Below are 22,161 nucleotides of genomic sequence, written 5' to 3' on the forward strand. Positions count from 1 at the left end.
TAATTCCTATAAAACACCCTTCGTAGACATAACGCCCTTAATATTCTCATCTATGGTTACAGCTTCCTTTAAAGATCTCCCAAAGCCTTTAAATACGGACTCTATAATATGGTGGTTATTTTCTCCATATTGTAAGTTTATATGGAGAGTTACACCGGCATTGTTAACTAATGCTATGAAAAATTCCTTTAGTGTTTCCGTCTCAAAATCTCCAACATACTCTCTAGTTAGGGGCACATTAAATTGTAAGTAACTTCTTCCGCTTATATCTAAGGAAACCATCGAAAGAGCTTCATCCATAGGGGTAAATACTGTGGAATATCTCTTTATTCCAGCCTTATCCCCTAGCGCTTCCTTGATGGCCTTTCCAAGTACAATGCCTAGGTCCTCTACAGTATGATGGGTATCTATTTGTAAATCTCCCTTGCATTTTGCCATGAGGCTTAGTTGACCATGCTTCGTCATTAGATTAAGCATATGATCTAAAAAACCTATACCTGTATCAACCTCGGATTTTCCATTACCATCAAGTTCAAGCTTTAAAGCTATATCTGTCTCCGTTGTTTTTCTGGTGATTTCAGTAATCCTTGCCATATCTACACTTCCTTTAAAATCTTAAGTACTTTTGTATTTTCATCCTCTGTTCCAATAGCTAATCTAATACAGTTCCCTAATACACCTTCTGTTCCAAAGCCCTTTACTAAGATTTTTTCTTCTTTGAACCTCGGAATTAAGTCACTATATTTTCCTGTTCTTATTAATATAAAGTTACTTTTACTTGGTATAGCTTCAATTCCTTTTATGTCACTTAGTTCCCCAAAGACTCTTTCACGTTCGACCTTTATTGCCTCTATATACTTATCTACAGCAGATCTATTATCTAATGCTGTTTTTCCGATAAGTTGAGATATAGAGTTTAAATTATAGGGAGGTTTTACCTTGCTTAGAATTTCTATTGTATCTTTACAAGCTAACCCATATCCTACTCTTAACCCCGCAAGCCCAAAGGCCTTTGATAGGGTTCTAAGTACTATTAGTCTCTCATATTCGTCGATTTTGTCTATCAATGTTTCCCCGTCAAACTCATAGTAGGCCTCGTCAACAACCACTATAGATGAAGTACTGTCTAAAACCTTTATAATATCTTTTCTAGCAATTCCCCTTCCCGTAGGATTGTTTGGAGTACATAGGAATATGATCTTGGCCTTATTTTTATTAGCCTCAGAGATTATATTATCTATTTCAATGCTAAAGCTCTCATTTCCAGCTACCTCTATTAGATTCCCTCCAGCTATTTGAGTGATAATTTTGTACATAGCAAAGGATGGACTGTGGGTAACCACGTTATCATCCTTATCTACAAAGGCATCTATAATCATCTTTAGAAGCTCATCGGATCCATTTCCGCATAATATATTATCCTCACCCATTCCGGTATATTCTGCTAGGCCCTTTATAAGGTCTGTAGATTCATTATCTGGATATCTATTAGGTGTTTGCCCTCCTAATTTTTCTAAAATCTTTTCTCCAATATCATCAAGAATGTTATATGGGCTCTCATTTGCATCGATCTTAATTGTATATTCTTCTTCTATAACCCTATAGGGCTTCAAGTTTATTACACTCTCTTTAACCAATTCCTTCATGACTAAAACCTCACTTTTATAGAATTTCCATGGGCCGATAAACCTTCAGCCTCAGTAAATGAAATCACTTCATCCTTTATATTTCTAAGAGCTTCTTTATTATAGTAAAGTAAGCTTGATTTCTTCATAAAATCATAGGTCCCAAGGGGCGATGAAAACTTCGCAGTTCCAGATGTAGGAAGGGTATGGTTTGGGCCAGCAAAATAGTCTCCTACTGGTTCTGGTGTATATTCCCCTAGGAAAATTGCACCAGCATTCTTAATCTTAGGAAGGAGTTCGAAGGGATTATCAAACATAACTTCTAAATGCTCTGGAGCTATTTCATTACTAATTTTAATTGCTTCATCTACATCCTTTGCTATAAATATATATCCATAGGTTTCAAGGGATTTTTCAATGATTTCCCTTCTATCTGAGGCTGTCGTTTGTATCTTTACCTCTTCCTTAACTCTCTCAGCAAATTCTCTTGATGTAGTAACCAGTATGGAAGACGCCATCTCATCATGCTCAGCCTGTGATAATAAGTCTGCGGCTATAAACCTTGGATTTTTATCCTCATCGGCAAGAATACATATCTCACTTGGTCCAGCTATCATATCAATATCAACCAAACCAAATACTGCTCTCTTTGCCCTAGCAACATAGATATTCCCTGGCCCTACTATTTTATCTACTGATTTTATCGTCTCAGTTCCATAGGCTAGTGCAGCCACCGATTGAGCTCCACCTACCTTGTATATTTCGCTCACTCCTGAAATTTTTGCTGCTGCTAATATATATGGGTTAACCTTTCCATCTTTGCTAGGAGGTGTAACCATTACTATGGATTCTACGCCTGCTACCTTTGCAGGAATGGCATTCATTAACGCTGTAGAGGGATATGCAGCCTTTCCTCCTGGAACGTATATCCCTACCCTTGCCAATGGCCTTACTATTTGACCAAGTATAATACCTTCCTTGTCATTGGTCATCCAAGACTGCTGTAGCTGCTTTTTATGATAAGATTCTATATTTTCCTTAGCTGCTTCCAATATCTTTAAAAAGTCATCTCCAACTAACTGAAGGGCCTCTTCTATCTCTTCTTCAGTGACCTTGATATCTTTAAGCTGAGCCTTATCAAATTTAGCTGTATACTCGATCAAGGCCTTGTCACCATTCATTTTTACGTCATTCAATATCTCATAAACTACCTTATCAACATCGGTAAAATCATCTTCTCCCCTATCAAGGAGAGAGTCAATTACCTCTTTATAATTGTCTTCTTTTATATCAATAATCTTCAATTCTCTAACTCCCCTTTATGCTTTTCAGCCTACACAATGGCTTCCAATCCATTTATTAGCTTCTCTATTTCTTCATTTTTAGTCTTTAGGCTTACTTTGTTTACTACAAGCCTTGCACTTATATCATGCATTTCTTCAAGTATTACTAATCCGTTTTCCTTTAAAGTTTTACCGGTCTCTACTATATCAACAATAACATCTGAAAGCCCTAGTATTGGGGCCAGCTCCACTGACCCGTTTAGCTTTATTACTTCGGTCAGCACGCCTTTTTTATTAAAGTAATTTTTGGCTATATTAGGGTATTTAGATGCTATAACCATTTTTTTACTTGTGCTAAATATATGATCCTTGAATCCTGCCACGCACATTTTGCACTTTCCCATATTTAGGTTCAATATTTCATATACATCTGCTCTATCTTCCATAAGTACATCCTTACCTACAACCCCTATGTCAACTGCACCTTTTTCTACATATACGGCTACATCTGCAGATTTCACAAATACTAATTCTATCTTTCCTTCCTCATCTAAGAAAGTAAGCTTTCTACTTTTTTTAGAATAATCCTTAAATTTTACACCAATCTTTTCAAGTAAGACTATTGAATCCTCTGCAAGTCTCCCCTTTGCTAAGGCTATTTTAACGGTATCCACTGGAACTCCTCCTAATGTATAGATGCTATGACTTCATTGCAGTCTAAAATTTTATAAAATTGATTAACACTATATCTTCTTACTTGATTTTTGTAAACATCAATAACTTTTAAAGACTCTTCTTCTACTTCAATAATCTCCCTTGTATTTCTAAAGGTTGAATTTTTTATATGAAATCCTATATCATTATTGTAAGAATCTGATTCAACGATAAAGCCTCTATCCCTTAGGTTTTGAGAAAGCTTTATGGCATTGTTTCGCAGCTCCTTCTTATATAGAATTAAGTAATCCGTAAGACAGTCAACTTCTCTTTTAATATCATACATCTCCATCACCTCAATCAATTTATTTATATTCAGTCCCAGCCCGCAAGCCGGTTTATTTACACCAAATTGCTTTGTCAGGCTATCATATCTTCCACCGCTTAAAACTACCTCTCCAAAGTTATTGACATAGCCTTTGAAAATTATATCTGTATAATAGCCCTGTTCCTTAGTGAAACCTAAATCAAATATTATATATTTATCAAAGTTATAACTCTTCAGTATATTGTATACCTCTTCAAGGTTATTAAGGGCCTTCTCCATCTTTTCATTTGTAACTAGCTCCCTTGCTCTATCCAGTACCTTCTCAGGCTTTCCAAAGAGCTTTGGAATACTATAGAATTTCTCCTTTAGGCTATCGGGTAAATCTGTACTTTCTAAAAACTCCTTTAGATCTCCATAATTTTTGTTTTCAATCAGACTATGGAGCTGTAGCTTTTGGATTTCATCGAACGTTACCTCGTCGATAAGTCCATTTAAAAATTCAACCTGACCTAGGTCTATATGAAAATCCTTAAAGCCACATTCTAGTAGGCATTTAATTCCTATAGCTATAATCTCTGCATCACAATCGGGCTTAGAATTGCCAAAATACTCTATTCCACCTTGAATAAACTCTCTTTTATCTCCTTTGCCGGACTTATTGGCTCTGAAAATATTTGTCACGTATGTGAACTTTAAAGTTTCATCATTGTTTTTATAATTTGTTGCGGTCATCCTTGCCACAGGTATCGTTGCATCGGGCCTTAGGACTAATATCTTTCCATTACTATCTATAAGCTTAAACATATTTTCCTTTGGTAGAACTCCCTCTATGCCGTTGTATAAATCGTAATACTCAAAGCTAGGAGTTACTATCTGCCTATATCCAAAGCTCCTAAAAATCCTCTTTACCGTACCGATTATTTCTTCTTTAAATTCGTATTCTTCACTGTGTAAATCTTCTACTCCCTCAGGAAATATATCTTTGTAGAGTACCATGGGAAACACCAACCTTCACTTTCTCGCTTTAGCGCGCTAAAGCATTAAAATATTATGCTACTATTCTAATACCTCTTTGCCTTTAAGTCAATATAAAAAATAAATATTTTTATTTTCATAATTTTTAGACAATATATTTTTGAACAACAGATGCCTAATAAAATTTTCTATTAAAGTATTGCAAATATGATGCCATATAAATTATCAATTAGATTTTTCTTTTTAATCCAAGGAAAAAATATATGCTATTTCTTCAATATTTAGTATTGGATTTCTCTATTTCCAAGTACTTCTGAACTTATAGCTATCTATATAAGGTTCTAAATTTTTCTGATTAATACATCCAAATACCATGTTTAATTTCTGTGTTTTCAAATAGTAAGGCGCAAAAAAAATCTGCTCCTGCAGATTTTTTTTGCGCCTTATTGTTTTTAATTAGTTTTTTTTGCACTGAATATTGCATTTTTTCAATCTATGTTGTAGGCTTTGTCGCTTAATGCCTAAGATTTTTGCTACTTTAGTTATATTGAAGTCATTTTCCTCAAGCAGATTCTCTAATATTTTCTTTTCATACTCATTAAGAATTTTTTTTAAACTTTTCTGGCGCAGATTTTTTTTGCGCCCTCCCCTATCTCCATCATTCTCATTCGTCATAATTAATTTCTGTGGCAAATGCTCTCTTTTAATAATTCCATCATCAACTATGTTACAACAATACTCTAGTATATGAGAGAATTCTCTTATATTCCCCGGCCAGTCGTATTCTCTAAATATAATCAATACCTCTTTACTAACCTTGGTGATGTTTTTAAAATACATTTTTGATAATTTGTTGATAAAGTATTCCGCTAATATAGGTATATCTTCTTTCCTTTCTCTAAGTGGTGGTAGCTCCATTGAAACTGTACTAAGTCTGTAGTAAAGATCATTTCTTAGTCTACTATTTTCTATGGCCTTAGATGGGTCTTCGTTCAAAGCAGAGATAATCCTTACATCACATTCAATATCCTTTAACCCACCTACCCTTCGAAACTTTCTTTCCTGAAGCACTCTTAAAAGTTTTGATTGTGTATTTAGGTCCATAGAATTGATTTCATCTAAAAACAAAGTACCTCCTTGTGCTTGTTCAAATAATCCTTCTCTATCGACACTACCGGTAAATGCTCCTTTGACAGTCCCAAATAGGATTCCTTCTATAAGGTTTGATGGGATTGCAGCACAATTAACTGCAATAAATTCTTTATCCTTTCTTTTACTGGCTGAATGGATACTTTGTGCAAACATTTCTTTACCAGTCCCTGTCTCTCCAGATATTAAAACCGAAGATTCATTCAGAGCCACTTTATTAGCAAGTCTTACTACTTTCTTAAAGGCTTCAGCTTCTCCAATAAGATCATCAAAGTTATAGTATTTAGCTTTAGAATATGCTTTTTTATCATTTAAAAGCTCATTTTGCTTTTCTTCTTTAAGAAAGCTATTAATACGATTAATCTTTTCCATAATTTCTTCAAGAATAGACATATCATATACCGTCCCTATTGCACCTGCAAATTCATTCCCCACATATAGTGGATACCCTGAATTTATAGAATAGAGCTTATCCCCTTTATTATTTTTAAAGATATCACATCTATTGACTACAGGAGTTTTGGTTTTTATAGTATTTATAACTGTGCTGTACTCTTCATCGACCTCGTATATTTCCAGAAGATGTTTTCCGATAATATTTTCTCTTTGAAGCGACTCAAGCTCCTCACATTTTTTATTATAATGAATAAGATGTCCATTTTTATCAAATATCTGTATCCCTTCAGATAGGTTATCCATAGCCGCTTCATAAATCTTACTTTTATATAGGTCATTTGATAAGCAGAGAATGGCTCCGTTACCTAACCTATTTTTAATTGTTACATATTCATATAGTTTCCCTTCAAACTCCAATCTTCCACTAGTTTTATTAAGGTCGATATTTATGATCTTTTCTATAGGCAATCCAATTTTCATCTTCCAATATATTTTTATTGTTTCTGAATAGTACTCGTCTCTAAATTCTACATCATTTAATACATTATCTTCATCTAAAAAACAAAAAATATCATATAAGGACATGCTATCCCTCCTTTTATTTTAGCGTTTTAGTCGATCACAAAATTCTACAGTCCATGAAGGCGATTTATAAATAGAAATTTTATTTTTTAATAGAGATAAACAACATAATTTTCTGATATAATAATATTCGTTGAAAAGATTTTCTAATTGATTTTATGATTTAGAATGAATATATTATATCAAAAAGTGAATATTCTTACTTTATTTTTTGAATGTTTTATTGAATATTTCGCTTTTTTCAATAAGTTCTACGTAAAAAGTTAAATTATTCGATGTATTTTTATAACAATTAATATTTATGATGGGAGTGACACAAATGTACTATGATTATCATGTTCACAGTCATTTTTCTGCAGATTGTGAAGCACAGATGAAGGATATAGTTGAAAATGCTATTGAGTTTGGACTAAAGGAAGTTTGTTTTACTGATCATATAGACTATGATTATTGTGATCCTTCTATTAACTTTGATATCGATCTAGATGAATATACGGATCATATTAGACTCATGAGGGAGAAGTATGGAGATAAGATAAAAATACTTAAGGGTGTAGAAGTAGGCTTTCAGCCACATATAGTTGAAAAGTGTGATAATCTTGTAAAGACAGGAGATTTTGATTTTGCAATTGCTTCTATGCATACCTGCAATAAACAAGATCTGTACAACAGGGATTATTTTAAAGGAAAAACGCCTAGAGAAGCCTATGTAAAATACTTTGAAGAAATGCTGTATTGTGTTAAAAACTTTAAAAACTTTAGTGTTTTAGGCCACTTAAATATCTTAGCTAGATATAATGATGATGTTGCTAAGGAAAATCTTGTAGACTACTTTGACATTCTAGAGGTAATTTTCAAGGAACTAATCACAAGAAACAAAGGAATAGAGATCAATACTTCAAGCTTAAGATATTCAAATACTCTATTACTTTCTCCTGATGTATTGAAATTCTATCATGAACTCGGTGGAAAAATCATAACCTTGGGATCAGATACCCATGTTCCAAATACCCTTGCCCATGAATTCGATTATATATATAGTATACTTAAGGAAATTGGGTTTGAATACATAACTACATTTGAAAAACTAGAGCCTAAGTTTGTTAAAATTTAACTAGGATGTCTCAGAATGGCGAATTTCTGCGTTATTTGAAATGTTCACCGACTTGGCACGTACATTAGTACTAGCCAAACCGTTGAAATTTCATAACCTTGAACTTCACTCATTCTGAAACACCCTGGGGCTATACTCATAAGATTCCTTTATGAGACAGCCCCCTAAGTGCGATGTATAAATAAGACGAAAGGTTCGTTTTCAAAAAAGATAGGGGCATAATCTGTGGAGATTATGCCCTTTATTAAATAAGGGAGAAAAAATATTAAAAATAATATATATTAAAAAGATTTATGTTCTGTTCTTCGGATTATTTCATCCTGTAGGCTCTTATCAAGGTTATCGAAGTAATCGCTATATCCTGCAACGCGAACAATGAGATTTCTATATTTTTCTGGATTTTTCTGGGCTTCCTTTAGTGTTTCTACGTTTACTATATTAAATTGAATGTGATGTCCGTCGAGCTTAAAGTATGCTCTTATTAAGTCCTTAATGTTCTTGAGTCCACCCTCACCCTTTACAACACTTGGTGTAAATTTTTGATTAAGCAGTGTTCCACCGGTTCTGAGATGATCCATTTTGGATGCCGACTTAATTACAGCTGTAGGTCCGTTTTTATCTGCTCCTTGTACAGGTGAAATTCCCTCTGAAAGCGGAATTCCTGCTCTTCTACCATCGGGGGTAGCTCCGCATACTGATCCGAAATAAACATGGCATGTGGTAGGAAGCATCTCTATTCTATACTTTCCTCCATTTACTGTCGGTCTATCATTTATCTCATCGTGGGCGATATTGAAAACTTTAAACATTATATCATCTGCATAGTCATCGTCATTTCCGTATTTAGGCGTTTTATTCAAGAACAATAGACGTTCCTTTTCATAACCTTCAAAGTTAGCCTTTAAGACCTCCATTAATTTTTCAAAACTTAGATACTTCTTGTCAAAAACGTGATACTGGATTGCAGATAGAGCATCTGTAATAGTTCCGATCCCAACGGCTTGGATATATCTAGAATTATATCTGGCTCCACCGTCATTGTAGTCCTTAGCCTTTTTAATACAATCATCAATAATTACTGACATAAATGTTGCTGGCATATATTTGGCATATATTCTTTCAATAACATTGTTACCCCTAACCTTAATCTCAACGAAGTGATGTAGTTGCTTGCTAAATGCATCTAATAATTCATCTAATGATTTGAATTTCCTTGGATCACCGGTCTCTATACCAATTTTCTTTCCAGTTCTAGGATCAACTCCATTGTGGAGTGTAATTTCTAATACCTTTACAAGGTTAAAATAACCAGTTAAAATGAAGGCTTCCTTTCCAAAGCAGCCTACTTCTACACAACCACTTGTACCTCCACATCTTGCATCCTCAAGGGTCTTTCCTTGACGAAGCAATTCTTCAACAACTGCATCTGTATTAAATACCGATGGGAATCCCATACCTTCTCTAATAACCTCTGCTGCCTTAATTATGAAGTGATCTGGATTCTTTCTACTTACCTGTACATTTGTACTAGGCTGTAGAATTCTCATATCCTCAATAATCTCTAAAAGCAGGTAGGATACATCGTTTACACCATCGGTTCCATCGGGTTCTATGCCTCCAATATTAATATTGCAGAAATCTGTATAGGTTCCACTCTCTTCTAAGGTTATCCCTACCTTTGGTGGAGCAGGTTGATTATTAAATTTTACCCAGAAGCATTCAAGAAGTTCTTTTGCTTCGTCCCTGGTCAAGGTCCCAGCTTCTAGTTCTTTCTTATAGAATGGGTAGAGGTGTTGATCAAGCTTGCCTGGACAGAAGGCATCCCATGTGTTTAGCTCAGTTATTACGCTTAAATGTACAAACCAATAGGTTTGAAGGGCCTCCCTAAAGCTTCTAGGCTTATTGGCTGGAACATATCTACAAACCTCAGCTATCTCCTCTAGCTCCTTCTTTCTAGCTTCATCTGTTTCTTTCATTGCCATTTCCTCAGCTTTTTCAGCATGACGCTCAGCAAATCTTATAATGGCATCACATGAAATAGCCATGGCCTTTAACTGTTCCTGTTTGTCGTAGGCCTCAGGATCACCAATAAAATCTAGCTTTTCAATTTCATCTTCGATTTCCTTTTTAAACTCTAGAAAACCTTTTTTATATATTTTCCCATCCTCAACGGTATGCCCTGGTGATCTTTGCTCCATGAATTCAGTGTATATTCCTGCTTCATAGCCATCCACCCATTCCTCAGTCATTTGATCAAATATTAGATCACGAATTGATTTACCCTTCCAATAGGGGATTATTACTTCTTCTTGTACCTTTCTAGCTTCATCATCTACCTTAAAGGATATCTTCTTGCGGTCATTCATGATCTGAAAATCCTCTAGGGTATGACAACAAAGTTCTGGATATGTTGGGGTTGCTTGAGGAGCCGTTCCCCTTTCTCCTACAATTAATTCCCCATCATTTATACAAATCGTCTTATTTTCACATAGTTCCATAAATGTTAATGCTCTCAATACGGGAATAGAAACCTTTCTAGAATATTTCTTATATGCCTCAGTGACCAACTCAGCTCTTTCAATAGAGATTCTTGGTATGGCATTTACACTTTCCTCCCTAAGACTTTGTACCCTTTCATTCATTCCTCTTCTCATCGTCTATTACCCTCCAATCTTGACAATAATTCCATTGTCCTTAAATTTCTGATCTATTATTTTCATTTCTTCATCCATTGGCTCCCGAATATCTGGTACCTTATACTCCATATTCAGTCTCCTATACTTATCCATAGCAATTCTATGATAGGGCAGTATAAATACCTCTTCTATATTTAAAGATGAAATATAATCAGATGTCATTTTAATATTTAGATCATCATCATTTATACCGGGTATAATCGGAATACGTATCCAAATCTTATTTCCATTTTGAGCTAGCTTTCTTAGATTCTTTAATATAGATTCATTCGATACTCCTACGTATTTCTTGTGTTTTTCATCGTCCATATGCTTAATATCAAATAGGAATAAATCTACTTTATCCATAATTCTTTCAAAATTCTCCCACGGTCCATATCCCGAAGTATCTACAGCAGTGTGTATTCCCTTTTGCTTCGATGCTGTTAAAATCCTATCTAAGAAATCGATCTGTAGCATCGGTTCTCCTCCTGAAAAGGTAACACCGCCCCCTGATTCCTCGTAAAAAACCATGTCCTTTTCTATTTCTTTCATAGCTTCATCCAAAGTTATTCTCTTTCCTATTAACTCTATGGCCTCACTTGGACATACCTCTGCGCATTTACCACATAATATGCACTTGCTCCTGTCCAAGTTAAAACCCTTTTCATCAAATTTCACAGCACCTACAGGACAAACCTTCTCACAATCTCCACAGGCTATACACTTGTTTTGCCAAAATACAATTTCCTGCTTAACTCTTTGACTTTCAGGATTATGACACCACCAGCAGGTTAGAGGACAACCCTTTAAAAAGACCGTTGTTCTGATTCCTGGTCCATCGTGTATTGAATATTTTTGGATATTAAAAATAGTACCTTGGGTCATTAGTATCGCTCCCATCATTTTTCGCCCTCGATTTAACATATAATTACGCAATTTGTATGCCAATTTATATATTTTCCCATATAGATGTTGGTTTTTTGACCTATAAAGCTCTGTAAATATATAATAAGCCTATAAAATTTCTTCTAAAACCTGAAAAAAACTAACTTTTCATAATATTTCAATTAGTCCTTTTATTTTAGGCTATATTAAAAAGAAATTCAATAGGCTTATATATATCTAGAGATTTATATTTATACGTTTATACTATCTCTTTTTTGAGACGCTGCAAATCATTTTGTAGGACAATGTCTCATTTTAGGGACAAATTTCGAACACATGTGACATAAATCGCTTAAATATATAGAAGTGTGATTGAAGAAATTAAGCTTCTCAATCACACTTCTATAAGGTTAAAATTATTACTTAGGTCAAGAAATTTTTATTTTATAACAATCGGCTCCTTAGGTGCCTTATTAAGTATTTCTATACCATTATCAGAAACTACTACAATATCCTCTATTCTAATACCAAACTTACCTGATAAGTAGATTCCCGGCTCTATACTAAAGGCCATACCCTTTTGAAGCTCTCTTTGATTTCCACCCTTTATGTATGGTGCTTCATGGACACTATACCCTATTCCATGACCAACTCTGTTTAGGAAGTGCTGACCATGACCTTCATCCTTAATTATATTTCTAGCTATCTCATCGACACTCTCAGCTGTAACACCTTCCTTGGCATACTTTTCAGCTGCGTCATTGGCTCTATACACTATATCGTATATCCTCTTTTCCTCTTCCGATATGTCTCCTACGAATACTGTTCTTGATATATCAGAGCACATTCCTTTGTACTTACACCCGAAATCAAGGATTATTATATCCTTTTCCTCTATAACTCTTGAATACTTGTTATAGTGAGGCTTTGAACTATTAGGTCCTGAAGCTACGATTGGACTAAATGATAATCCCTCTGCTCCCATCTCCGCAAATAGTTCTTCGATTTTGTCCCTTATATCCCTTTCTAAGATTCCTGGCTTTATGAATTTGGTAAGCTCATCAAAAACATTGTCTGCCATTCTAGCTGCTTCTCTAAGGTTCGCTACTTCCTCTTCAGTTTTTATTATTCTTAGCTCCTCTAGAGCAGCTTTTCCATTTCTAAATTCAACATTTAAGGTATCCTTAATGTCCAACATATTTACTGCCCTTGCTGTACCATTAACACCTATAATTGTATCAATCAAATTATATTCCTCAAAGGCCTTAGTAAGAACTCCTAGGAACCCTTCACCATCTCCCCAATCAAAGACCTTACCATTGTCACCTATAGTTTCCTGCATCTCTTCTCTATTTAACTGAGGAACTATATAAAATAACTTTCCGTTACTAGTTACAAAAAGTCCCTGGAATCTTTCATCCATATGGGGTGAGAATCCCATTAAAAACTCTAGATCCTCTGAAGGAGCTATGAACATACAATCTAGCTTCTCATCCTTCATAATTCCTATTAGCTTGTCAATATACTGCTTATTTAACATTCTAATCCCTCCAAAATTACATTGTATTTAAATATTTATATAATCATTAAATCCTTTGGAAACTTTGTAAGTATTTCAAATTCTTCATCAGTTACTAAAATCATATCCTCTATCCTTACTCCTCCCCAGTCAGGAATGTATACTCCTGGTTCAACTGTTATAATACAGTTTTTCTCTAGGGTATATTCTGAGGAAGGACCCATAGATGGTTCTTCATGGACAAAAAGTCCAACACCATGACCTAGATTTGGATAGTAGTAATCAAGGTAACCTGCCTTTTCAATAACTTCATTATACCTCTCACATGGTACCTTGCTTGAGATATTCGCCTTTATAGAATTAGTTGCATAGCTTAAAGCTTCCTTTACAGTTTCATATACTTCTTTCTGCTTTTCGCTGGCCTCTCCTACTACAAAAGTTCTTGTCATATCGCATATATACCCATCGTACATGGCACCAAAATCAATAGTTATAAAATCTCCATGCTCTATCCTTTTATCCGATGGCTTCCCATGTAAAAGAGAGGTTCTTTTACCGGATATCAGAATAGTTTCAAATCCTACCCCATCGGCACCTTGCTTCTTTATGTGGTATTCCAATTCTGCTGCAAGTTCCTTTTCTGTTACTCCTGGCTTTATGGAACCTAATAATCTATTAAGGGCATTTTCCGATATCTCACAGGACTTTTTTATTTTCAGTATTTCGTCATCATCTTTTCTATATCTTATTGATTCTACTATACCCTTTGTGGGAATAAGCTTGATATCAGTTATATCTTGATTTAAACCTTGATACAGTTCATAGCTGACATGATTTTTTTCAAAGCCAAGGCTCTTAAGTCCTAGCTCCTCCGCTATATCTCTTATTGCCTCTGATAATCTACGGGATGGCTGTCTCCAATTAACAATTTTGAACTCTGGGCATTCCTGCTCCACCTGCTCAACATACCTTCCATCGGTTATAAAGTAGTTACCCTTTGGTGTAATAATAATAAATGAGTCTGACCCAGTAAAGCCTGTCAGATATCTAATGTTTTCGTCGGTAATCATCAATAGTCCATCAAGGTTATCTTCTTTTAACTTCCTTAGTAATCTTTCAATTCTAGACATGGAAAACCCTCCTATAATTTATAAATTTATTATGAATCCATAACTTTTATTTATTGCAATATCTATGCCAATTTTATCTTTATTAAATGAACTAATAAATATTCAATGGAACAAAAAGTAGAAGCCCTTGGACATTTTTTATTCCAAGGACTTCTATTAGAATTCTATTTGTTATCTTTTTCTTCCAAGGGTATATACACCTTTATAGTCTTGATGTCCGAAAACTGGCTTATTAAGTTCTTTTACATAATTTCTTCTTGGATGAAGTACTTGCTTGTGGTCGTAAGGCATGATAGCACAATCTTCATAAACCAATATCTCTTCAGCTCTCCTATAGGCTTTAGCTCTAACATCAGTGTCAAGACTACTTGCGCCCTCTTCAATCAGCTTATCAAATTCTTCATTTTTCCAGCCTGTTCTCTTATAGTTATAGTATCCTGTATCTGAGTGCCAGAAGTCTATGAAGTTACTTGGATCGTTAAAATCTCCGGTCCAGCCTGTGTCAAATATCTGGAATTCGAGCTTTTTCTGCTTATCATAGGCAACATTATATTTTAGAAGCTCTAAGGTCATATTTACACCTAGTTTTTCCTTGAAGATGTACTGGTACCATTCAGCCAACTGTTTAGTTTTTTCATCGGTACCTCTAAACATCATGCTAACCTTCATCTTTGCTGGATCTGGATCTTCACCTAATTCCTTTAATCCCTCAATTAATAATGCCTTAGGATCTTCTATTTCGTCAAATAATTTCTTAACAAATTTTGTATCTCCAACCTTCTCTCTATAGCTTGCATCTCCTATCACAAGCATGTCAGGGATATACTCCCAACCTGGATATCCTACTCCACCTCTAACATCGCTTATAAATGCGTCTCTATCGAGGGCAGCTGAAAAGGCCTTTCTAACCTTTACATTTTTAAAGTACTTATCAAAGCAGTTAAACATATGGTATCCTACATCGGGATATTTTCTTGATACAAAGTTAATCTCATCGATGGTCTTCAATTTTTCTATCCATTCCATTTCCATACGTACCGTTTCTAGAACATCTACCTCACCAGTTAAGAGGGCTTGGTTTTGTGAACTATCCTCTTCAATATCATGTCTGATTATCTTATCTAGGTATACTTTATCCTTATCCCAGTAATTTGGATTCTTTTCGTAGACCATTTTATTTCTATGTACCCACTCGGTTAGTACATATGGTCCGTTATATACCATTGTTTCTAGCTCTGTACCATATTTATCGCCCCATTTCTCAACAATATCCTTTCTCTGTGGATATAGAGTTGGGAAATATGTTAGCTGCATAAAGTATGGAAGGGCTGATGTCAATTCTAGCTTTAAAGTATGATCATCAACGGCCTTTGCTCCAACGGTTTCTAATGCTGCGTCAATCTCTGCATCGGTATTTTCATCGACCTTCATGGCATTTACCTCTCCCGCGTTCTTAAATACAGGTGTAAAGAGCCATGCATATAGTGATCCAGTTCTAGGATCTATAACTCTCTTTATAGCATATGCAAAATCCTCGGCCTTTACAGGCACACCGTCACTCCACATTGCATCCTTTCTTAAGTGGAAGGTGTAAACTGTTCCGTCCTCACTTACCTCCCATGTCTCTGCAACCCCAGCTTCAATCTTATCTCCATCGGGACTTCCTTGAATCCTTGTAAGACCTTCGAAAACCGGTCCCTGTGCTATCCAGGATGTAACTATACTTGATGTAGCCGAATCCATAGTCTTAGGCTCAGCACCAACTATATTTAGATATTGCTTTTCATCCATCTCTATACCATTAACAACCTTGACTCCCTTTTTAGTCTTACTTTCTTTAGCGGAGCCAGATTGCTCCTCAGTATTTTGCTCTTCCTTAGGCTGCTCAGTAGCTGTCTGCTTATTTCCTCCACAACCAGCTAATAATGCTGTAGCCATTAAAACTACTACTAAAAAGATTGACAATAACTTTTTACCCTTCATTTTAATCCCCCTTTAAAATTATTTTTAAAACTCCTGTTATACACATCAAAACTCCTTAAAATCGTTGGATATTTTGTTATGTATAAATTAAGTTTCACTAGGAGCTCTATATAAATGACATGCAACGAAGTGATTCTTCTCTATCTCCGTTAGTTTAGGTGTTATTTCATGACATTCTGGCTTTACATATCCACATCTAGCAGCAAATCTACATCCGGGCTTCGGATTAATAGGACTTGGTACCTCACCCCTTAATTTGATTCTATCCATACTTTTTGCAGTATTAGGATCGGGAATAGGAATAGCCGATAATAGTGCCTGTGTATATGGGTGTAGTGGTTTACCGTATAATTCGTTACTTGATGTTAACTCAACCATATGGCCCAGATACATTACTCCTACCTTATCTGAAATATGTTTTACCATAGATAAATCATGGGCTATAAATAAATAAGTCAGTCCGAAATCCCTTTGTAGTTTTATAAGTAGATTAACTACTTGTGCCTGTATAGAAACATCAAGGGCCGAAATTGGTTCATCACATACTATGAACTCTGGCTCCATTGCAAGGGCTCTAGCAATTCCAATCCGCTGTCTCTGTCCACCTGAGAATTCATGGGGAAATCTTGATGCATGCTCTTTATTTAATCCAACCAAGGTTAACAATTCATATATCCTGTCAGTTCTTTCTTTACCAGAATATAATCCGTGTATGTCTATCCCCGAGGCTATAATATCTCCAACTGTCATCCTTGGATTCAGGGATGCATATGGATCTTGAAAAATTATCTGTGCTTTCCTTGTAAAATCCTTTTTAGCATCCCCCTTAAGGCTGTGGACATTTATACCGTTATATAGAACCTCTCCACCAGTAGCACTATAGAGTCCCATTATTGTTCTACCACATGTGGTCTTCCCACATCCTGATTCTCCAACTAATCCTATGGTTTCACCTCTTTCGATGTTAAAACTTACACCATCAACGGCTTTTAGAACAGCCTTTCTTCCAACCTTAAAGTACTTCTTCAGATTATTGACCTGTATTAATGGGTTACTTTGCTGCATTCATTTCACCTCCTACCTCAAGGACCTCAGGAAGTTCAACCTTAGGAGCCATTGAATGTTGAAGCCAGCATGATACTTCTTGAGTTTCACTTATCTTAGTTGTTTCAGCCATCGCTTCTTTGCATATAGGCATGCAATATTCACATCTTGGAGCAAATGGGCATCCTATTGGTGGGTTGATTAGATCCGGAGGAGTACCATGTAGTGAATAAAGCTCAGCCTTATTTTTTATTCCCAGCCTTGGAACCGATTGAAGCAGAGCCCAAGTATAAGGATGCTTTGGATTGTAGAATATTTCTTCTGTTGTTCCCCTCTCAACAATCATTCCCGCATACATCACCTGTATTCTGTCGGCAACATCGGCAACCACACCAAGGTCATGAGTTACTAATATAACCGCCGTGCCTAGTCTTTCTTGTAGCTCTTTAATCAAATCCATTATTTGAGCCTGAATAGTAACATCAAGAGCTGTAGTAGGTTCATCAGCTATAAGTATTTTAGGATTACATGCAAGGGCTATTGCTATCATTGCCCTTTGTCTCATACCACCTGAAAATTCATGGGGATATTGATTAGCACGCTTGTTTGCATTTGGTATGTTTACCATTTCAAGCATTTTAACTGCTTCTTCAAAGGCCTTATTTTTGTTCATCCCTCTATGTATAATCAAGCTTTCCGCTATTTGTTTTCCGATCTTCATTGTAGGATTTAGTGAAGTCATAGGGTCTTGAAATATCATCGATATTTCCGACCCCCTAATCTTTTTTAGCTTTTTTCTATTCATCTTGAGGATATCATCCTCATGTATTACAATTTCTGTGCCATTCTCTTCCTCTGTATAAAAAATAATCTCCGAATCCTTTTTTATATCAGTAGGAGGTGTTGGCAATAACTTCATAATTGATTTCGATGTAACCGTCTTTCCGCAGCCCGATTCACCAACAAAGGCTAATGTTTCACCCTTACTTAAGTTAAAATCTAATCCTCTAACTGCCTTTACTTCTCCCGCATAGGTATGAAAAGATACTCTCAAATTTCGAACGTCTAATATTTTTTTCATAATAAATCCTCCTAAATTATTGTCTCAGTCTTGGGTCTAATGCATCATTTAATCCATCGCCCATCAGATTAAATGTAAGCATCGTAAGACTTATTAAAAGACAAGGGAAGAATAATTGGTAAGGATAAAACAACATATTTTGTTGTGCCCCAGCGGCTAAAGCACCCCAGCTCGTATCAGGCGGCTGAACTCCTAGACCTATATAGCTTAAAAATGCTTCATTAAAGATAAACCATGGTACAGAAAAGGTAATTCTAACGATCAAAAGTCCTAATGTATTTGGAATTAAATGTTTAATTATGATTCGCCACGAACTTGCTCCAAGGCCTTGTTCAGCCAATACAAATTCCATTTCCTTCAATTGAAGGACTTGCCCTCTAATCATTCTTGCAGTATTTCCCCAAGCAGTGATTGTCATTGCTATTATCAAGGGAATCATTCCTCGGCCTAATATTAGAGAAATCAGTATTATTAATATTAATTGTGGTATACTTCCTATAATCTCAACTATTCTCATCATTATGTCATCAACATAACCGCCAAAATATCCTGAAATTCCCCCATAGATGGTTCCTATCACAATAATAACCAAGGTGCAAATTATACCTATGATAATGGAAACTCTTCCTCCAATACATACTCTAGTAAAAAGATCTCTCCCCAATTTATCAGTTCCGAACCAATGCTCAACACTGGGTAAGGAATTCTTCACCGTTGGATTAACCTGTGAAAAGTCATACTTTGAAATCATTGGTCCGAATACCGTCAGTAGTGCAATTATAATGAGTAATAATGCTGCGCTAACTGCAATCTTATTTGCTTTAAACCTTCTCCATGCATCTTGCCAATATGTAATGCTTGGCCTATCAATCTTTTCTGAATCTAAGTCCTCACAACCTACCATTACAAACTTATCCATAGTAAGCTCTAAATCAACTGACTTTAGATCATTTTTTACTATCTCAGTCATAACCATCCCCCTATCTCTTACCCTTTGTTATTCTAATTCTTGGATCGATTATTCCGTATAATATGTCTATTATGATAAGTGAAATTATGTATAGAACAGCAACAAAAATAGTAAGTCCTAGAATCATAGAATAGTCACTATCGTTTACAGCAACAATGTAGTATCCTCCTAGTCCAGGTATAGAAAAGATCTTCTCTATTACAAAGGCTCCAATGAAGATAAAAGCCAAATGGGGTCCGATCATAGTAATTATGGGAATGATTGAATTTCTGATAACGTGCTTAAAGACTAAGGCTGGTCCATCGACACCCTTTGCCCTTGCAGTCATGATGTAATCTTCACCAACGACACTTAAGGTACTGTTTCTCATATATTTACAATAATATGCTACGCCTCCAATACCTAAGGCAAGGGCTGGCATTACTATGTGTTTAGCACTTCCCCAACCAAATATGGGTAATGCTCCTAGTTTTACACCCAAAATATATTGTAAAAGTGATGCAAAAACGAATTGTGGTATACATATCCCGAGTATGATTAATATCATTGTAGACTTGTCAATCCATCTGCCACGATAGAATGCCGCAAGGATTCCTAATATGATTCCGATGACAACCTCAAAGAAGACTGCGATTCCTCCAAAGGTCATTGTAACTGGTGCATGGTCCTTTATTACTTGATTTACACTTCTTCCAATATAGATTAATGAATCCCCTAAGTTCCCCTCAAGGATTAGCTTTTTCATGTATATTCCATATTGAACGATAAGAGGCTTATCCAATCCATATTTTGCTCTAAAGGCTGCTTTAGCTTCGTCGGGTAAGAATTTACCTCCCGATGTCAGTGGATCTCCTGGAACAGCATGGATTAGAAAAAACGTAATTGTTATTATAATAAAAATAGTAAAAATTCCATATGCTACTCTTTTGAGAATAAACTTGCCCATTATTTCTCCCCCCCTAAAAAGTTTTGTTATTATTTGATATCAATATTTGTCCCTATTAAAATAATATTAGCCATGGGCAATATATATTCACCTTTACCTCCCTCCCAGCCCTTTAATATATCCAATTAGAATGTACTGTAAAAAATCAATGCATAATTTTTTGTGAAGTTTGCTTCTGTTTTGTAATTTTTAGAATATTGGATACATTATGATAAAAAGAGCAACATTCATGCCAAATAGAATTTTGCGATATTTTTCGTATTATTCTTCACTTTTACTAATTATTTTCTAGCTGGTTTTGTATATATAAAAAAAACGTCCCGTTTTCGGGACGTGGTCTGACCAAGAATTGTTGTTTTGTCTTATTTTTATGACATTTATATAACTTTACATTTAAATTTTATATCAAATTTTTTGATCTTGTTGTGAAGGGTTTGTCTTGGTACCTTTAAAAGCCTCGCAGCCTCCGCACAATTTCCATTTGATCTTTCTAATGCTTTGATAACTAGGCTCTTCTCATACCTTGTCATAGCTAGCTTTAATGGGGGAAGTTCATTATAATCCTCTTCATATCCTACTATTGATTCCTCTACCTTAAATTTTGTTATCTTAGAAGGTAAGTTATTAATTTCTATCCTATTTCCATCAACAAAGTTCATTATGCTCTCAATAGTATATTTTAACTCCCTTACATTTCCAGGCCATTCATATTCTTTCATAAGTTCAATACATTCATCTGTTATATCTACTATATTTTTATTCAATTTCTTATTATATGACTTTATAAAGCTTTCTACTAAATAAGGTACATCTTCTTTTCGCTCTCTAAGTGGTGGTATCTTTAACGAAATAACATTTAATCTATAAAACAAGTCTCTTCTCATCTTCTTTTGCTCAATAACCTTCATAGGATCTTCGTTTGTTGAGGCAATAACTCTTACATCTACTTTTATTGTTTTTCTTCCTCCTACTCTTCTGATGATTCCATCCTGAAGTACTCTAAGCAGTTTAGCTTGAAGCTCTATATCCATAGAATTAATCTCATCTAAAAAAAGTGTTCCTCCATCTGCCAATTCAAATAGACCAGGTGAATCCTTTGCACCAGTAAAGCTTCCTAGGGCTGTACCAAATAGTATTCCCTCCAATAAGCTATTAGGTATCGCTGCACAGTTTTGAGCAATAAATGGCTTATTTCTTCTATGAATACTGGCATTATGTATACTCTGAACTATTAATTCCTTTCCAGTTCCTGTTTCGCCATACACCAATACCGGCGATGAACTATCAGCAATTTTTTTTGCCATTCTCTTAAGTTCTCTTATAGAATCGCTTGTTCCAACTATATCGGAAAAGGTATATTGTGTACCATTTCCTATGTATTCATTCTTCTTATTTCTTTTCTTAAATAGCTCCTTCTGCAATGAAACAACCTTTTCCGATAACTCCTTAGCAGTATCAAAGGGTCTATATATCTCAAGTGCTCCAACTAGTTTTTCATCCTTAAACAGAGGGATAGTTGATGTTACCGTAGTGACTTTTTTCCCTTGATAATTTGAATAGGTCTGGACGTAGTCTATCATAGGCTGTCTAGTTCGAAGTACATGATAAAATGTGCTTGTTTCACTTGTAAGATCGGTAAAAATATCAAGTATGTTTTTTCCGATTGCTTTTTCTGTTGAAATCCCCGCAATACTTGTGGCAGGCTCATTATAGAAGGTTACATCTGCATCGGTATTAACCACCAAGATGCCTTCATCTAAATGGGTAAGTATCGACTCTAATAAAAACTTATGATCCAAGCTCCCTCATCCCCTTATAT

Annotated in this window: 17 protein-coding genes; 1 reads left to right on the forward strand and 16 read right to left on the reverse strand. The window is 35.3% G+C overall.

The genetic code is table 11. From position 1 onward, the window contains the following. Positions 1-6 precede the first annotated feature (6 nt). From hisB to R9X47_RS11155, 6 genes are all read right to left on the reverse strand, one after another. Entirely contained in the window at positions 7-594 is a 588-nt protein-coding gene (hisB, locus tag R9X47_RS11130) for an imidazoleglycerol-phosphate dehydratase HisB (protein ID WP_432666891.1), read from the reverse strand. A gap of 2 nt (positions 595-596) precedes the next feature. Continuing rightward, on the reverse strand, positions 597-1,646 hold the full coding sequence (gene hisC / locus R9X47_RS11135) for a histidinol-phosphate transaminase (RefSeq protein WP_432666892.1): 1,050 nt from the start codon (positions 1,644-1,646) through the stop codon (positions 597-599). 2 nt (positions 1,647-1,648) lie between these two features. Further along, positions 1,649-2,929 carry a histidinol dehydrogenase gene (gene hisD, locus R9X47_RS11140; protein WP_432666893.1) on the reverse strand — a complete coding sequence of 427 codons (1,281 nt, stop codon included), beginning with the start codon at positions 2,927-2,929 and terminating at the stop codon, positions 1,649-1,651. A gap of 29 nt (positions 2,930-2,958) precedes the next feature. Beyond that, the gene (gene hisG, locus R9X47_RS11145; protein ID WP_432666894.1) at positions 2,959-3,582 is read right to left on the reverse strand and encodes an ATP phosphoribosyltransferase; all 624 of its coding nucleotides are present in this window, start codon (positions 3,580-3,582) and stop codon (positions 2,959-2,961) included. A gap of 11 nt (positions 3,583-3,593) precedes the next feature. After that, complete coding sequence (gene hisZ, locus R9X47_RS11150; protein ID WP_432666895.1) at positions 3,594-4,886, reverse strand: ATP phosphoribosyltransferase regulatory subunit; 1,293 nt, start codon at positions 4,884-4,886, stop codon at positions 3,594-3,596. Between the two features lie 435 nt (positions 4,887-5,321). After that, positions 5,322-6,995, reverse strand: coding sequence for a sigma-54 interaction domain-containing protein (locus tag R9X47_RS11155; protein ID WP_432666896.1), 1,674 nt, complete (start codon positions 6,993-6,995; stop codon positions 5,322-5,324). 316 nt (positions 6,996-7,311) lie between these two features. Here R9X47_RS11155 and R9X47_RS11160 point away from each other — a divergent pair, with 316 nt between their 5' ends. Beyond that, positions 7,312-8,106, forward strand: coding sequence for a histidinol-phosphatase HisJ family protein (locus R9X47_RS11160; RefSeq protein WP_432666897.1), 795 nt, complete (start codon positions 7,312-7,314; stop codon positions 8,104-8,106). Positions 8,107-8,387: 281 nt separating this feature from the next. On the opposite strand, the gene hypD is transcribed toward R9X47_RS11160, so the two are convergent. From hypD to R9X47_RS11210, 10 genes are all read right to left on the reverse strand, one after another. Further along, a complete protein-coding gene (gene hypD / locus R9X47_RS11165; RefSeq protein WP_432666898.1) occupies positions 8,388-10,760 on the reverse strand; it encodes a trans-4-hydroxy-L-proline dehydratase in 2,373 nt (790 codons plus the stop codon). A gap of 6 nt (positions 10,761-10,766) precedes the next feature. Continuing rightward, positions 10,767-11,669: a trans-4-hydroxy-L-proline dehydratase activase gene (locus tag R9X47_RS11170; RefSeq protein WP_432667622.1), complete on the reverse strand. Its 903-nt coding sequence runs from the start codon at positions 11,667-11,669 to the stop codon at positions 10,767-10,769. 439 nt (positions 11,670-12,108) lie between these two features. Beyond that, entirely contained in the window at positions 12,109-13,209 is a 1,101-nt protein-coding gene (locus R9X47_RS11175; protein WP_432666899.1) for a M24 family metallopeptidase, read from the reverse strand. A 35-nt stretch (positions 13,210-13,244) separates the two neighbouring features. Continuing rightward, positions 13,245-14,318: a M24 family metallopeptidase gene (locus R9X47_RS11180; protein WP_432666900.1), complete on the reverse strand. Its 1,074-nt coding sequence runs from the start codon at positions 14,316-14,318 to the stop codon at positions 13,245-13,247. A gap of 171 nt (positions 14,319-14,489) precedes the next feature. Further along, on the reverse strand, positions 14,490-16,301 hold the full coding sequence (locus R9X47_RS11185; protein ID WP_432666901.1) for a peptide ABC transporter substrate-binding protein: 1,812 nt from the start codon (positions 16,299-16,301) through the stop codon (positions 14,490-14,492). Positions 16,302-16,388: 87 nt separating this feature from the next. Beyond that, on the reverse strand, positions 16,389-17,366 hold the full coding sequence (locus R9X47_RS11190) for an ABC transporter ATP-binding protein (protein WP_432666902.1): 978 nt from the start codon (positions 17,364-17,366) through the stop codon (positions 16,389-16,391). Next, positions 17,353-18,426 carry an ABC transporter ATP-binding protein gene (locus tag R9X47_RS11195; protein WP_432666903.1) on the reverse strand — a complete coding sequence of 358 codons (1,074 nt, stop codon included), beginning with the start codon at positions 18,424-18,426 and terminating at the stop codon, positions 17,353-17,355. Before R9X47_RS11195 ends, R9X47_RS11190 begins: the two co-directional genes overlap by 14 nt. A gap of 16 nt (positions 18,427-18,442) precedes the next feature. Next, positions 18,443-19,396, reverse strand: coding sequence for an ABC transporter permease (locus R9X47_RS11200; protein ID WP_432666904.1), 954 nt, complete (start codon positions 19,394-19,396; stop codon positions 18,443-18,445). 10 nt (positions 19,397-19,406) lie between these two features. Continuing rightward, positions 19,407-20,342 carry an ABC transporter permease gene (locus R9X47_RS11205; protein ID WP_432666905.1) on the reverse strand — a complete coding sequence of 312 codons (936 nt, stop codon included), beginning with the start codon at positions 20,340-20,342 and terminating at the stop codon, positions 19,407-19,409. Positions 20,343-20,719: 377 nt separating this feature from the next. Next, positions 20,720-22,141 carry a sigma-54 interaction domain-containing protein gene (locus R9X47_RS11210; protein WP_432666906.1) on the reverse strand — a complete coding sequence of 474 codons (1,422 nt, stop codon included), beginning with the start codon at positions 22,139-22,141 and terminating at the stop codon, positions 20,720-20,722. Positions 22,142-22,161: the final 20 nt, after the last annotated feature.

This window comes from Wukongibacter baidiensis, from assembly GCF_050888315.1.
Taxonomy (GTDB): domain Bacteria; phylum Bacillota; class Clostridia; order Peptostreptococcales; family Caminicellaceae; genus Wukongibacter; species Wukongibacter baidiensis.